Source organism: Vibrio penaeicida (genome assembly GCF_002933855.1).
In the GTDB taxonomy this organism is placed as follows: domain Bacteria; phylum Pseudomonadota; class Gammaproteobacteria; order Enterobacterales; family Vibrionaceae; genus Vibrio; species Vibrio penaeicida_A.
In genome coordinates this window covers 1-13174 of sequence record NZ_BFAQ01000024.1, presented here as the reverse complement: position 1 = coordinate 13174, position 13174 = coordinate 1, and the positions used below count along the sequence as shown (strand labels likewise).

The following is a 13174-nucleotide window of genomic DNA, read 5'->3' as shown; positions in this document are numbered from 1 at the left end:
TACAAATTATTAACAGAACGTGATTTTTGCCACTATAACGTTAGCATTCCTCTAGAAAACACGCATCGGATCAACTTTTTATCAATTAGCTAATAATATTTCAGTTTTTAGTGATAACGCTCCAAATTTTTTGCGACCATGTGAAAGGCAAGCACAACAAAACAATAACTCCAGCGTAAGTGTGCACTTACAATTCATCTATGCAAGTGATACCACTATATATTGAGTAAGTAGCTCAGCTGAGTCACTTCGATATCGGGGAGTACGCGCATTTTCTTTGAGGTTATTGTGTTACATGCCTGATCATTGAACCAACATGCGATAAGTCCATTTTCTTTTGCACCCAACACGTCACTCACGGGATGATCCCCCACATGCAATATTTCACTGGGCTTTAAGCCTAAAAACGACACCGCTTTATCGAACATCTCGCGATGCGGTTTTGCCTCGCCGTCTGGACCTGCTTTCAGTACTTGTGAAAAATACCGATCTAACCCTATTCTTTCAGGGTAAACATTGCCATTGGTAATCGCGACCAGAGGTATACGTTTGGATAACTGACTTAGGACTTGGTGCGTTTCCTCTGGAATGTCTATCTGATGTCGCCAATAAAGCACCTGTTCCATGATTTGATCTATGATGTCGGGGATATTCGCTTCGTCATAACCAACATGTGCCAAACCCAACGCTAACTGTGCTCGGCGAAGCAACGTCACATCGTTAGCCAAATCTGGATTGTTGACTCTGGCAAGATACTTAAACGTTAACCAATCATCTTTGGTTATCAATTCACATTTAGGATAATGACGCGCAATCCATTGGTAGACCTCTGCTTCCAACTTCTGTATTACTGGTCGGTTGTCGTACAGAGTATCGTCCAAGTCAAATGTCATGGCTTTAATGGTGGGAATACTGCGGTAAACGCGCATCAGTCGTCCTTATTGCTCGAATCTTTCTTACGTGCCCTTGGGTGCGCCTTATCATAAGCTGTTGCCAAGTGCTGAAAATCAAGGTGAGTATAAATTTGAGTGGTAGAGATATTTTCGTGTCCAAGCAGCTCTTGCACCGCACGCAGGTTACCACTGGATTCCAGCATATGGGTGGCAAAAGAGTGTCTGAGTTTGTGTGGGCTGATATGACTGGCAACCGACTGCTTTTGTCCCCACTCTGCCATCCGCTTTTGCACATTTCGATGAGAAATACGCACACCCAGTTTCGATACAAATAGCGCGGGTTCATCGGAGGATGCCAGTTCTCCTCGCATTTTGAGCCAGTTTTTTACCCACTCCTTTGCCATGCCGGAAAACGGCACTTTACGTTCTTTATCACCTTTACCGACAACGCGTAGCTCCCCTTTGGACATCGATATATGTTTAACATCAATACTCACCAATTCAGCTAAACGCAAACCAGCACCATACATCAGCTCCATCATGGCACGGTCACGAACCGACAGTGGATCGTTCTCATCCACTTCGAGTAGCTGACCAACTTCATCCACATCCAAGTTCTTCGGCAATGGGCGCTGCTTGCGTGGTGCAGACACGCCCTTTGCGGGGTTTGCTTGCATCTCACCGCGTAATATTAAGAAATCAAAAAACGAACGGAGTGAGGATAATCGAGTTGCGATACTGCTGGCTTTCATGCCATCTCGCATGCCTTTACTGGCTAGCTGACGAACCCAAGCTGCATCAACTTGAGACCAATTATTTAGCCCCAGAGAAACAAGATGTTCGGCCATGCTATGAAGTTGAAGTTTGTAATTACGCTGAGTGTGGAGGCTAAGCCCTCGCTCGCTTCTTAAAAATTCAAAGAAACGATCGAGTGGCTTTTGAATGTCACTGGGAAGAGGTGCGTTGGACATGAGTTTTCTCATCAGACTGCCATGAAAGGTTTTCCACCAAATGGCTGACCACCAGCGTCAAATGACGTAAAAACAAGGTGTCCATGTTCGGTTGAAAATGACCGCCGTCGTCACTGGAAAACGCAATGATTCCCAACGGCTTCTTTCTGATTATAGGCAAGACTGCAAATGATCCGAGCTCTGGAACAGAATCATCGGAAAACAGCAATGCACGATCCGTCTGTTTCATGCGACCCAAAAAAGCATCTTTCCCATTAAAATGGTTCGTCGCAAAGCGCTGATACTGCTCTTGCTCCAAATGATGATTCTTATCTGGGCATTCAAAGATTTTCATCCAGCCCTTTAAACCTAACTCTTTGGATTTTTGCTCAATGCAATGCGCTACTTGAGTCAAGTTGTCACAATTAAGCACCTGTTGTTGCAAATCCATAAACTCATGAAACGTGCGATCATTGTTTGCCGCAAGTGACATAAGCTGAGTGATTTCTTCTTCCAAGTCTTCGATGCGTTGACGATGGCGATTCAACTGAACTTCAACCAATGAAACCGCACCTTGTTGTTGGTGTGGAATCGATAAGCGACCAACCAGCTCAGAACGGTGCTGGAAAAAATCAGGGTTATCTTGCAGATATTCGGCAACAATTTCAGCCGTGAGTGCATCCGCTTCTGGATAAGACAAAACGTTTCCTTTTTAGATCATTGGGCTCTGTAGACCCTAACAGCTTAATTGACCGTCAAACACGTGAGTTGCAGGTCCAGTCATATACAGTGGTTTTCCTGGTCCCTGCCAGCGAATTTTTAAATCGCCTCCAGGTAAGTGTACGGTGACTTCTTCATCAAGTAAGCCCTGCACGATACCAACAGCAACAGCCCCACAAGCACCACTTCCACATGCCTGAGTTTCCCCTGCCCCGCGTTCATACACACGCAAATTGACTTCATTGCGAGACACAACCTGCATAAAGCCAGCGTTTACACGCTCAGGGAAGCGTTCATGTGATTCCAGAAGAGGCCCTAAATTGTCGACGTCGGCCGTGGATATATCATCAACGACGGTAACCACATGGGGGTTGCCCATGCTGACGGCACCACAAAATAGGGTTTGGTCATCAGCACGCAGAATGTAGGTTTTCTCTTTTTGCTTGGCTTTAAATGGAATTTTTGAAGGTTCAAAAACAGGTTCGCCCATATTGACTGTAACCTGATCGCCCTCTTCAATATTGAGCACCATTTTGCCTTTCTTGGTACTGACGCCTATCGCGTGTTTATTGGTTAAGCCTTTCATTCTGACAAAACGAGCGAAACAACGTGCGCCATTGCCGCATTGCTCCACTTCGCTACCATCCGCATTAAAAATACGGTAATGGAAATCGGTTTCTGGATCGTAAGGCGCTTCAACAACCAACAGTTGATCGAATCCAATTCCGGTATAACGATCCGCCAATCGGCGGATCAAATCCGGAGAGAAAAACACATTTTGGGTAATGCAATCCACAACCATGAAGTCGTTACCCAATCCGTGCATTTTAGAAAAATGAAAGTGCATGTGTTTTACATTACTCCGGTAACACTTGTTCCAATTCCCACAAGCTGCTCAACTCTTCACGTTGACGAACTAAGTGGCTTTGTTTGCCATCAACCATAACTTCCGCAGCTCGCGCACGCGTGTTGTAGTTAGAAGACATCACGAATGCGTAAGCGCCAGCACTGCGAACTGCAAGTAAATCACCTTGCTCCAGAACCAATGCACGGTCTTTACCTAAGAAGTCACCAGTCTCGCATATCGGACCAACCAAATCGTAGTTGGTTGCCTCACCGTCACGCGGTACAACAGGAACGATATCCTGCCATGCTTGATACAGTGCAGGGCGGATCAAGTCATTCATTGCGGCATCAATAATCGCAAAGTTTTTGTGTTCGGTATGTTTTAGAAATTCAACCTGCGTCAGCAATACACCTGTATTGGCTGCAATCGCACGACCTGGTTCGAAAATCAATTCTAAGTCCGAGTGGTTCGTTAACCTGCCTAATAATGCTTTGGCGTAATCAGAAGGCTCTGGTGGTAATTCATCTTTGTATACCACGCCTAAACCACCACCCACATCAAGGTGCTTAACTTCTATTCCTTCTGCTTTTAGCTGATCAATCAATCCAAGCAAACGATCGACTGCGTCGATAAAAGGTTCGATATCCGTTAGCTGGGAACCGATATGACAATCAATACCTTGAATATCTAGGCTATCTAGCGTTTGAGCAAACTTGTAAACGCGCAACGCTTGATCGAAGGCGATACCAAATTTGTTTTCTAGCAAACCTGTAGAAATGTATGGGTGAGTATTAGCGTCTACATCGGGATTAATTCGCAATGAGATTGGTGCTACAACACCCAGCTCTTTCGCTACCTTATTAAGTAGCTCTAGCTCTGGTTCTGACTCTACATTGAAACATTTGATATTCAGTTGCAGTGCACGGCGCATTTCGTCCGCGGTTTTACCCACACCAGAAAAAACAATTTTTGCAGGATCGCCACCAGCTGCGATAACACGCTCTAGTTCGCCACGAGATACAATATCAAAACCAGAACCCAGTCTGGCCAATACGTTCAGCACACCTAAGTTGGAGTTTGCTTTCACGGCATAACACACTAGGTGGGGATGATCGCCCACTGATTTATCAAACGCGTTCCAATGGCGTTCCAACGTTGCACGTGAGTATACGTATAATGGCGTTCCATATTGATTCGCCAATTCAGTTAATGAGACGTCCTCAGCCCAAAGCTGACCATCATCCTGATAATTAAAGTAATCCAATGTTGTATCCCTGTATTCTTTTATTGCTATTGCGTTTGTTCGTTTTGCTCGGAGTCACTTGGTAAGTAAAGCGCTCCAGTTTGTCCACACCCGGCAAGACCGAGTACCACAAACATTAAAAGTGCCGTGATTGACTTTTTCATGCTGCAATTCGTGATAAATAATTCAATGCCCCCTATAATCGCACCACACTCAGGAAAAGCAATAGGATATAAGAGATGAACGATACTGAATTTCATCAATTAGTGGATGAGCAGCTGCAAACTATCGAAGAAGCCATAGATGATTCAGGCGCGGACATCGATTATGAAACGTCGGGTAACGTCATGACCCTAGAATTCGAAAACCGCTCTCAGATTATCATCAACCGACAAGAGCCTATGCACGAGATTTGGCTAGCGTCAAAATCGGGTGGTTTCCACTTCAAATTACAAGGTAGTGAATGGATTTGCTCGAAGACAGGTATTGAGCTGATCGCCATGGTAAAAGAAGAGTGTGAAAAGCACGCACAAGAATCGATAGATTGGGTATAAACCCAAATACGAGCAATGCAAAAAAGGAGCGCTAAGCGCTCCTTCTTAAGATCTGGGAAAACTCATTCTTTCATGCATTCACTGCATTATTCGAACGATTCTGTGGTGAAGAGTCGCTGCGATAAGGCACAACGTAAGGATCCCCATCTTCAGGGTTTACGATTTGATAATACTGAGGCAGGTTAAAGTTGATAAACTTGGCGCTAATTTCTAGTTCATCCTGATTTGACGTATAGAAACGGTTAACGTTGCTGATCATTTCGTCTTTATCACCACTGAACTGGTGATAAACTTCAACTCGGTTTGCCTCATCCAACACGTAAATATTAAAACCTTTCACGGTGTCTTCGAAGAAAAATTGAATCAAACCTTCACTGGCAAAACTATCGACCACATCAGGCATTTGATAATCTTGCTCTTTGTCGAGCATCATTAGTGGTGAGCCCTTCAACTTGTTAGTTGAGATACTCCGGTAGAAATCGACTGAGTTTTCGAGTTTTTGGACAGATACGCCACGGCGCTCAAAAAACAATCCATACACTTGCTCACCAATTCGAATGGCTTTAAAGCGACGACGCTTCTCTTGCTCAACAGGTTTAAGACGTAATTCAATACACTCAGCCAAAAGCTGGTAGACCATGTTACGCATGACACCACGCAGGTTCTTGCTGTAACAGAACACATCAACTGACTCTGGTGGCAACGCATCTTGGTGCATTTTGCCTAAAACCGTTTTCAAGGCATCTAACATGGCGGTTTCACCTGTGAAGTGCAATGTTCTCACTTCATGCCATGAGTTGCGATATACCAAGTCCACACTACCGACTAAGCTTCGGTGCTCTTCTCCAAAGCTAAAAATATCGATATCTTTCAAGTCAACTTTGAGTGACTTACCCTTCAATTCAACAGTAGGGTCATTTTCAAAATTGATGAACATGGCGAGTTGGCTAATTTCACAAGGACTACCCAGCGCTTCCATCGTAGGACGGCGTTTGTGCAACGAGAACGTGTTACGCAAGTCACTGACCATCTGGTAGAACTTATCGATATCCAATTCGGCTTCTCGCACGACGGAGTGCAAACGCGTCGACTCGGTAATCAAACCATTAAAGAAAGACCACGCGACCAACTTACTCAGGTATTCATTATGTTCTAGGTATTTTTGACCAATGATGGCGTTTGGATCTAAAGGCTGTTTATAAAGATACCAGCCCAGCTTGTTCGTTCGACCAGGTGATACTTGAATAAAGCTCAAATCAGATTCGTGTAAATCAGGAGAAATCTGAGGATTTAATAAGGTAACCTTGCCAGGTAATACCTCAAATGCCGCATATAGCTTACGTGCAAGTATGCTAATGTCTTGTGGGCTGATAGCTGAAGTAATGTCATTTCGACGCGCAAACTGAATTAAGTTGCGATAGCTCAGCATCAGAGCATCCAGCAATTCGTGGTGAACTACTTTCACTTGCTCAACTTTCCAATTGCGGCGATCATCCAGTTCTTCAACCACACTGTCTGACCACCGCCAGCGCTTCACCATGTCGCCCAGAGCTTCTCGTCGCCATGCGACCGACCCTACTCCGGGTTCACGTGATAGCTTCTCGTGAGTTTTTAAATAAAAACAGCGACGAACCAAATCTAAACGGCGTTGATCATTCACTCGCTCTAAATAGCGCGTGACTTTCTCAAGCATCAGGTAATACGCATCCATTCCATAAAGATCGGGCTCATGAGAAAAGAATCGACGTTTAGAATCAATACAAAGGAGTCGGGTTGCAGGATACTCCCAAGAATAGGCTTCCAGAAGAATCGCTTTTAAAACCGATTTATACGGCGAATCGATACTTTTGTATAGCTGCCACAAATTGGAGCCAAAATATTCTTCAGCAGGAATGCGATCGAGCTGACCAAAATCAATCCACTCATTACGATCTATTTCACCATTTTCGACCAGCTTTTGAACGTAATCATCATACGCTTCCTCCATTTCTGGAGGCACAACTTGCCAAAGTAATCTTTGTCCAGCCAGTCTTACGGCAGAGCGGTAAAACTCGTCAAGCAACAGCAAGTGTTGCGAGGAACCACAGTTGTCCCCTGTCATCTCTTCCGAACGATTGCTTCTAAAACGCTCTTCATCCATCAGAAAAAAGTTAGCTTCTACGCCTAAGTTTTTTGCCCAATCGGTGATCAACAAACACTTATTGGTCAAACTATCTCTGTCGTGTTTGGGCATCGATGGTGATACACATACCCAAACATCCAAATCACTGGATGTACTTTGCCCAATAGAGGACGTACTGCCCATGGTATAGAGCGCTAGAATTCCAGGATCGCTCGATGTTTCCAACGATTCGCCTAGCGTCAGCTCCGTATCATCAACAAACTGCTGCTGTGTTTGATTTAATGAGAAGCCTAAAATGCCATAGGGAACGTAACTTTCGAGATAACCAGGAATGGACGGATGATTGAAGTGAAGGAGAGCAGGCAGTAAATGGAATACGCGTTGACTTTGCGTATCCATCAGAGCCAATGCTCGATCAATACGCTGCTGATTCAACAAATCCAATCTGTGAACAAGAGTTTCGGTAAATGCCTGCAAGGGGGTGATTCCTTGATATGTAAGTTAAATTGATGTTTTTGTTCAAAGTGCATTCATAATCGCCACAAAAACGTGATCAATTTAACACTTTAATGTTCAAGGGTAAAGAATAAGCGTATATCCTGAACTCCTGCTTTCTTCCTTTTCCTACATATTGCCCTGCCGCATTAAGTGTCATCCCTTCTACCATATAGTAATAATAGACCTAAGAACATTTGAGATCCCGATCACATATATTTTTCTTAATATCGAGATCGATAGCCACACAGACTATAGGTGTGACGAAACAGTAATACTTTACTAAGCACAGTGGTAGGATTAGCGCATCCGATTGACCTATATGGAAACATTATGTCCGAAAGAGCTCCCATTCGCATCGCAACGAGAAAAAGTCCACTTGCCCTTTGGCAGGCACATTTCGTCAAAGATTCTTTGCAAGCGGCACACCCAGGTTTAGACGTAGAGTTGGTAACCATGGTTACCAAGGGAGACATTATCTTGGACACCCCTCTTGCAAAGGTGGGCGGTAAAGGGCTGTTCGTCAAAGAACTCGAAGTGGCGATGCTAGAAGGTCGTGCCGACCTCGCTGTTCACTCGATGAAAGACGTCCCAGTAGATTTTCCTGAAGGTTTGGGGCTGGTAACAATTTGCGAACGAGAAGATCCACGTGATGCTTTCGTATCCAACACATTCGCTTCCATTGACGACCTACCGCAAGGTGCTGTCGTTGGAACTTGCAGTTTACGCCGTCAATGTCAGTTGAAAGAATACAGACCAGACCTCCATATCAAAGAGCTTCGCGGTAATGTCGGAACTCGATTAGGCAAGCTGGATGCGGGGGAATACGATGCAATCATTCTCGCAGCGGCGGGGTTAAAGCGTCTGAAATTGGAAGAGCGCATACGCAGTGTCATTGAACCAGAACAATCACTTCCGGCGGTTGGGCAGGGAGCTGTGGGTATCGAGTGCCGACTAGACGACGAACACCTCATTAAGTTGCTGGAACCTTTAAATCACACAGAAACGGCGAATAGAATTGCAGCGGAGCGTGCAATGAACTTAACTCTCGAAGGTGGGTGTCAGGTACCAATTGGTAGCTACTCTCTTATCAATGGTGATGAGATCTGGCTGAGAGCACTTGTTGGTGAACCCGATGGTTCCAAAGTCGTGCGCGGAGAGATTAAAGGTCCCGTCGTTAAAGCGCATGAGCTGGGTGTCACCCTAGCGAATCAACTTCTTGACCAAGGTGCAAAAGATATTCTGGAGCGCCTATATCAGGATCATGAATAAGTCGGCTTTATGGCGGTATTAGTCACCCGGCCGGGACAAGATGGCATCGAGTTGTGTGAAGCGATTCAAGCGCAGCACACTGATGCCATACATCACCCACTCATTCAATTCCAATCTTCTGACGATATCCAATCACTACCTAGTAAGCTTCACAACGCCGACATTGTTATCGCTGTCAGCCAACATGCCGTTCATTACACTCAAAAAATACTCAAAGAACAGCAAACCACGTGGCCTGAAAGCGTGTCATACCTTGCCATTGGTCAAAAAACCGCATACAAATTAGGCAAAGTGACCCAACAAAAAGTACACTATCCGACAATCAGCGATAGTGAACACTTTCTGCAATTGCCTCAATTACAAAACGTTTCTCAGCTTTCTATAGTGATTTTGAGGGGGAACAGTGGCAGAGAGTTGATTTTTGAATCGCTGTCGAATAAGAATGCGAGTGTCGAATACGCAGAAGTTTATCAACGACACCCAATTCCTTTTAATTCGGAAGATTCTATTCAATATTGGCGTAGCCGCAATGTTGATACTTTGATTCTCACGAGTAGCGAACAACTCAGCTACCTAGAGCAATCAATGTCGAAAATTCAAAAAGATTGGCTACATACTTTAAGCCTTTTAGTGCCAAGCCAACGGATAGCTATTCTCGCCAGAGAGCTGGGATATCAAAATATCGTGAATACAGGCAGCGCAGCAAATTCGGACTTGCTGAATGCAGTTAGCAAGAATTAAAACAGGACAAGAGCATGGTAAGTAAAAAAAACAACAACGAGCACATTGAACCTGAAGAAACAAAAGAAGAGACAACAGAACCGACGGAAACGGTATCTGAGCAGCCTTCACAAAACCAAGAAGCCGACAAACCTCAAGCCAAGGAGCATGAGCCTGTTAAGTTTGAAGAAAAACAAGGCAAGAGAGGCGTCAAGCTTGGTACGATTGCGATCATTCTTTCGCTTATATTCGGAGGCGGTCTTACCTATCTGATCCAGCAAAAGACACAGCAACAAGAGCTAGAAATAGCCAAGCTAAAAGCGCAATTTAAAGCAACCCAAACAAATCTAGCTCAAGAGTTGGACTCTGTTAAAAACGAAACAGCCGCTCTCAACCGTGACACGGTTAACCGCACCAAAGTAGAGCTTGAGCAGCAGCAAAAGAGCATCGAAAGCCTTCAACTCGCCTTAGCCGATGTAAAAGGACGTCGTCCAAATGATTGGCTGCTAGCCGAATCCGATTATTTGGTGAAACTGGCGGGTAGAAAGTTGTTCTTAGAACACGATATTGTTAGCGCAACCAAACTGATGGAAAGTGCTGACCAGCGCATTGCAGCGCTTAATGACCCTAGCTTGGTTCCTTTAAGAAGAGCGATGGCAAATGACATCACCAATTTACGAGCACTGCCATTAATCGACCGAGACGGCTTGGTCATTGCATTAACCAGCTTGCAACTTCAAGTCGATGGTTTGCCTCTCGCTAATGCCATTCTTCCTGAAGCGCCAGTAGTTGAGCAACAAGAAGTCTCAACCGATATCAATGACTGGCAGCAAAATTTGAAGACATCTTTAGGCGAGTTTTCTGAGCAATTCATTACCTTCCGTACTCGAGATGGCAATGTTATCCCCCTTCTATCACCTGAACAGCATTTCTACTTGCGTGAAAATATTAAGGCGAAGCTAGAAACGGCGATGAAAGGTGTATACACCGAACAAGGAGAAGTTTTCTCCACGGCACTAAAAGTCGCTCATGAATGGTCAACGCAATTCTTTAATTTGGATGATCCGGCTGTTCAGAAGTTTAACCAACGTATAGCTGCGTTGGGCAAACAAAACATACAAGTAAATTACCCAGTAAAACTGGAGACACAGGAACTCCTTTCTGACGTCATTTCAGAGCGCTTGCGCCGAGAGGTGACCACCATTATTACGGAGGAGGCTAAATGATTCGTGCAATTTTTCTGTTCGTATTTCTAGGAATAGGTCTCTACGCCGGTACTCAGTTTTCTGGTCAGCAAGGGTATGTCTTAATTTCTATTGCCGATAAAACAATAGAAATGAGCGTGACAACACTGGTGATTTTTATCATCGGTATTCTTGCTGCGCTATTTGGTTTGGAGTACCTCATTAAGAAACTCCTTTATACCAGCAGCGCAACTTGGAATTGGTTTAGCGTACGCAAGATGAAACGAGCTCGTCGCTATACAAACGAAGGCATCATTATGCTTTTAGAAGGTGATTGGAAAGGAGCCGAGAAAAAAGTCACCCGCTGGGCAAATCATCACGACATGCCAATGCTTTGTTACCTTGTTGCTTCAGAAGCCGCGCAAGGGCTTGGTGACAAGAGTAAACGCGATCACTACTTAGGCTTAGCTTCAAAACAAGAAAACTCAGATCTCGCTGTAGAGCTGACAAGAGCGAAGCAACTGGTAAGAGACTCTCAGTATGAATTGGCTTTAGATACCCTGTATTCACTGCGCGATCGCTACACTGCCAATCCAATTGTAATAGAGCTTCTTAAAACCGTTTATGAAGAATTGGCACTATGGCAGAACACCATTGATCTATTGCCACAACTAAAGAAAGCTAAGCTCATTGACCCAATAGAACACGATTCTTTGATGTTGAAAGCACAATGCGGGTTACTTGCCGACGTTGCCCAACAAAAAGGCAGCGAAGGCTTACTTGCTTATTGGAATGGGCTCCCTAAAAAGGCTCGCCAGGACGAAACACTTGTCCATTGCCTGCTAGAGCAACTGATCGAGCGTAAAGCCGATTCACAAGCCTATATCATCGTACGGGATAGATTGAAAAAGCAACCAGACGACAAACTCTATTCACTTATCTCTGAAATGAACTTACCAGACCTGCACCCAGCAGTTGTTCTTCTTCAAGGGGCACTGCAAAAGGATGGTGAAAGCGCTATTGTCCACAGTACACTTGCTCAGTTACTGATGCGTCAGGAAAACTGGTCTGAGGCACAGTATCACTTCGAGCAAGCACTGAAATTACGACAAGACATTTCAGATTATGCGTATCTGGCAGACGTCTTAGAGAAGCAACAACTAACGCAAGCGGCTGGAGACGTCTCACGTAAGGCACTTTCGTTGATAGACAATAAGTCTTAATCTACACATCTGATTTGTATTCTTAAAGCCAGCGATAAGTCGCTGGCTTTGTTTTTCTAACTATCGTTCTATCCGCCCTCTCGTCTGCAAATCCAAACCCTACTCCTTCCACTATCAACTTCGGCTAATCCACAATACGCTCTACGAACACTCCTTATCATTAAGAGCCAGAGACAACCAGTAGTTAAAATCCATTCGTCCGCAGATCGAATATGTCTTCCTTAAACGCAAAGAAACCTCAACATTTCTGCTGAGGTTTCTTAAATAAATGGCGAGTGGCTGAGGTCGCACACAACCGGGACTCGTTCAACCGCAGGTTGAATGTACCTTCCTAAACGCAAAAACCTCAGCATTTCTGCTGAGGTTTCTTAAATAAATGGCGGAGTGGCTGGGGTCGCACACGACCGGGACTCGTTCAACCGTAGGTTGAATATCCCTTTCCTAAACGCAAAAAACCTCAGCATTTCTGCTAAGGTTTCTTAAATAAATGGCGGAGTGGCTGGGGTCGCACACGACCGGGACTCGTTCAACCGTAGGTTGAATATACCTTCCTTAACGCAAAAAACCTCAGCATTTCTGCTAAGGTTTCTTAAATAAATGGCGGAGTGGCTGGGGTCGCACACGACCGGGACTCGTTCGACCGCAGGTTGAATGTACCTTCCTAAACGCAAAAAAACTCAGCATTTCTGCTGAGGTTTCTTAAATAAATGACGGAGTGGCTGGGGTCGCACACGACCAAGGCTCGTTCTACCGCAGGTCAAATGTACCTTCCTAAAACGCAAAAAAACCTCAGCATTTCTGCTAAGGTTTCTTAAATAAATGGCGGAGTGGACGGGACTCGAACCCGCGACCCCCGGCGTGACAGGCCGGTATTCTAACCAACTGAACTACCACTCCGCAGTGGAATACCCGCTTATCATAAGCAGATGTTCAAATTTAAAGCCTGGCGAT

12 protein-coding genes and 1 tRNA gene are annotated in these 13174 nt (G+C 44.8%); 5 read left to right on the top strand and 8 right to left on the bottom strand.

Annotation, left to right across the window (positions count from 1 at the left end; genetic code table 11):
* Positions 1-215 precede the first annotated feature (215 nt).
* The 6 genes from yigB to lptM are packed head-to-tail and all read right to left on the bottom strand — an operon-like array spanning position 216 to position 4817.
* Positions 216-929, bottom strand: a complete 714-nt coding sequence (gene yigB / locus VPNCDNU1_RS14235; RefSeq protein ID WP_104400936.1) for a 5-amino-6-(5-phospho-D-ribitylamino)uracil phosphatase YigB — start codon at positions 927-929, stop codon at positions 216-218.
* The gene (gene xerC / locus VPNCDNU1_RS14230; protein WP_101115636.1) at positions 929-1864 is read right to left on the bottom strand and encodes a tyrosine recombinase XerC; all 936 of its coding nucleotides are present in this window, start codon (positions 1862-1864) and stop codon (positions 929-931) included. Before xerC ends, yigB begins: the two co-directional genes overlap by 1 nt.
* A complete protein-coding gene (locus VPNCDNU1_RS14225) occupies positions 1839-2543 on the bottom strand; it encodes a DUF484 family protein (RefSeq protein ID WP_104400935.1) in 705 nt (234 codons plus the stop codon). Before VPNCDNU1_RS14225 ends, xerC begins: the two co-directional genes overlap by 26 nt.
* A 36-nt stretch (positions 2544-2579) precedes the next feature.
* Positions 2580-3410, bottom strand: a complete 831-nt coding sequence (gene dapF, locus VPNCDNU1_RS14220; protein ID WP_104400934.1) for a diaminopimelate epimerase — start codon at positions 3408-3410, stop codon at positions 2580-2582.
* 10 nt (positions 3411-3420) lie between these two features.
* Positions 3421-4674, bottom strand: a complete 1254-nt coding sequence (gene lysA, locus VPNCDNU1_RS14215) for a diaminopimelate decarboxylase (RefSeq protein WP_104400933.1) — start codon at positions 4672-4674, stop codon at positions 3421-3423.
* A gap of 26 nt (positions 4675-4700) precedes the next feature.
* Positions 4701-4817: an LPS translocon maturation chaperone LptM gene (gene lptM, locus VPNCDNU1_RS29410; RefSeq protein WP_411757107.1), complete on the bottom strand. Its 117-nt coding sequence runs from the start codon at positions 4815-4817 to the stop codon at positions 4701-4703.
* Positions 4818-4892: 75 nt separating this feature from the next.
* Here lptM and cyaY point away from each other — a divergent pair, with 75 nt between their 5' ends.
* On the top strand, positions 4893-5207 hold the full coding sequence (cyaY, locus tag VPNCDNU1_RS14205; protein ID WP_101115631.1) for an iron donor protein CyaY: 315 nt from the start codon (positions 4893-4895) through the stop codon (positions 5205-5207).
* Positions 5208-5277: 70 nt separating this feature from the next.
* Here cyaY and VPNCDNU1_RS14200 read toward each other — a convergent pair whose 3' ends face one another.
* Positions 5278-7806, bottom strand: a complete 2529-nt coding sequence (locus VPNCDNU1_RS14200) for a class I adenylate cyclase (RefSeq protein WP_104400931.1) — start codon at positions 7804-7806, stop codon at positions 5278-5280.
* Between the two features lie 351 nt (positions 7807-8157).
* Here VPNCDNU1_RS14200 and hemC point away from each other — a divergent pair, with 351 nt between their 5' ends.
* From hemC to VPNCDNU1_RS14180, 4 genes are read left to right on the top strand one after another with little or no spacing between them, the layout of a single operon-like run.
* Positions 8158-9096: a hydroxymethylbilane synthase gene (gene hemC / locus VPNCDNU1_RS14195; protein ID WP_104400930.1), complete on the top strand. Its 939-nt coding sequence runs from the start codon at positions 8158-8160 to the stop codon at positions 9094-9096.
* 9 nt (positions 9097-9105) lie between these two features.
* Positions 9106-9837 carry a uroporphyrinogen-III synthase gene (locus VPNCDNU1_RS14190; protein ID WP_104400929.1) on the top strand — a complete coding sequence of 244 codons (732 nt, stop codon included), beginning with the start codon at positions 9106-9108 and terminating at the stop codon, positions 9835-9837.
* A 14-nt stretch (positions 9838-9851) separates the two neighbouring features.
* Complete coding sequence (locus VPNCDNU1_RS14185; RefSeq protein WP_104400928.1) at positions 9852-11042, top strand: uroporphyrinogen-III C-methyltransferase; 1191 nt, start codon at positions 9852-9854, stop codon at positions 11040-11042.
* Positions 11039-12223 carry a heme biosynthesis protein HemY gene (locus tag VPNCDNU1_RS14180; RefSeq protein ID WP_104400927.1) on the top strand — a complete coding sequence of 395 codons (1185 nt, stop codon included), beginning with the start codon at positions 11039-11041 and terminating at the stop codon, positions 12221-12223. The genes VPNCDNU1_RS14185 and VPNCDNU1_RS14180 overlap by 4 nt, the downstream gene beginning before the upstream one ends.
* An 820-nt stretch (positions 12224-13043) precedes the next feature.
* Here the strand turns inward: VPNCDNU1_RS14180 and VPNCDNU1_RS14175 are convergent.
* Positions 13044-13120, bottom strand: a tRNA-Asp gene (locus VPNCDNU1_RS14175).
* Between the last annotated feature and the right edge of the window lie 54 nt (positions 13121-13174).

What these genes read in the sequence shown, in the direction of transcription:
- lptM (WP_411757107.1), bottom strand. Translation starts at nt 4,817, where the DNA reads ATGAAAAAGTCAATCACGGCACTTTTAATGTTTGTGGTACTCGGTCTT.
- VPNCDNU1_RS14180 (WP_104400927.1), top strand. Translation starts at nt 11,039, where the DNA reads ATGATTCGTGCAATTTTTCTGTTCGTATTTCTAGGAATAGGTCTCTAC.
- xerC (WP_101115636.1), bottom strand. Translation starts at nt 1,864, where the DNA reads ATGTCCAACGCACCTCTTCCCAGTGACATTCAAAAGCCACTCGATCGT.
- dapF (WP_104400934.1), bottom strand. Translation starts at nt 3,410, where the DNA reads ATGCACTTTCATTTTTCTAAAATGCACGGATTGGGTAACGACTTCATG.
- VPNCDNU1_RS14185 (WP_104400928.1), top strand. Translation starts at nt 9,852, where the DNA reads ATGGTAAGTAAAAAAAACAACAACGAGCACATTGAACCTGAAGAAACA.
- hemC (WP_104400930.1), top strand. Translation starts at nt 8,158, where the DNA reads ATGTCCGAAAGAGCTCCCATTCGCATCGCAACGAGAAAAAGTCCACTT.
- yigB (WP_104400936.1), bottom strand. Translation starts at nt 929, where the DNA reads ATGCGCGTTTACCGCAGTATTCCCACCATTAAAGCCATGACATTTGAC.
- VPNCDNU1_RS14190 (WP_104400929.1), top strand. Translation starts at nt 9,106, where the DNA reads ATGGCGGTATTAGTCACCCGGCCGGGACAAGATGGCATCGAGTTGTGT.
- cyaY (WP_101115631.1), top strand. Translation starts at nt 4,893, where the DNA reads ATGAACGATACTGAATTTCATCAATTAGTGGATGAGCAGCTGCAAACT.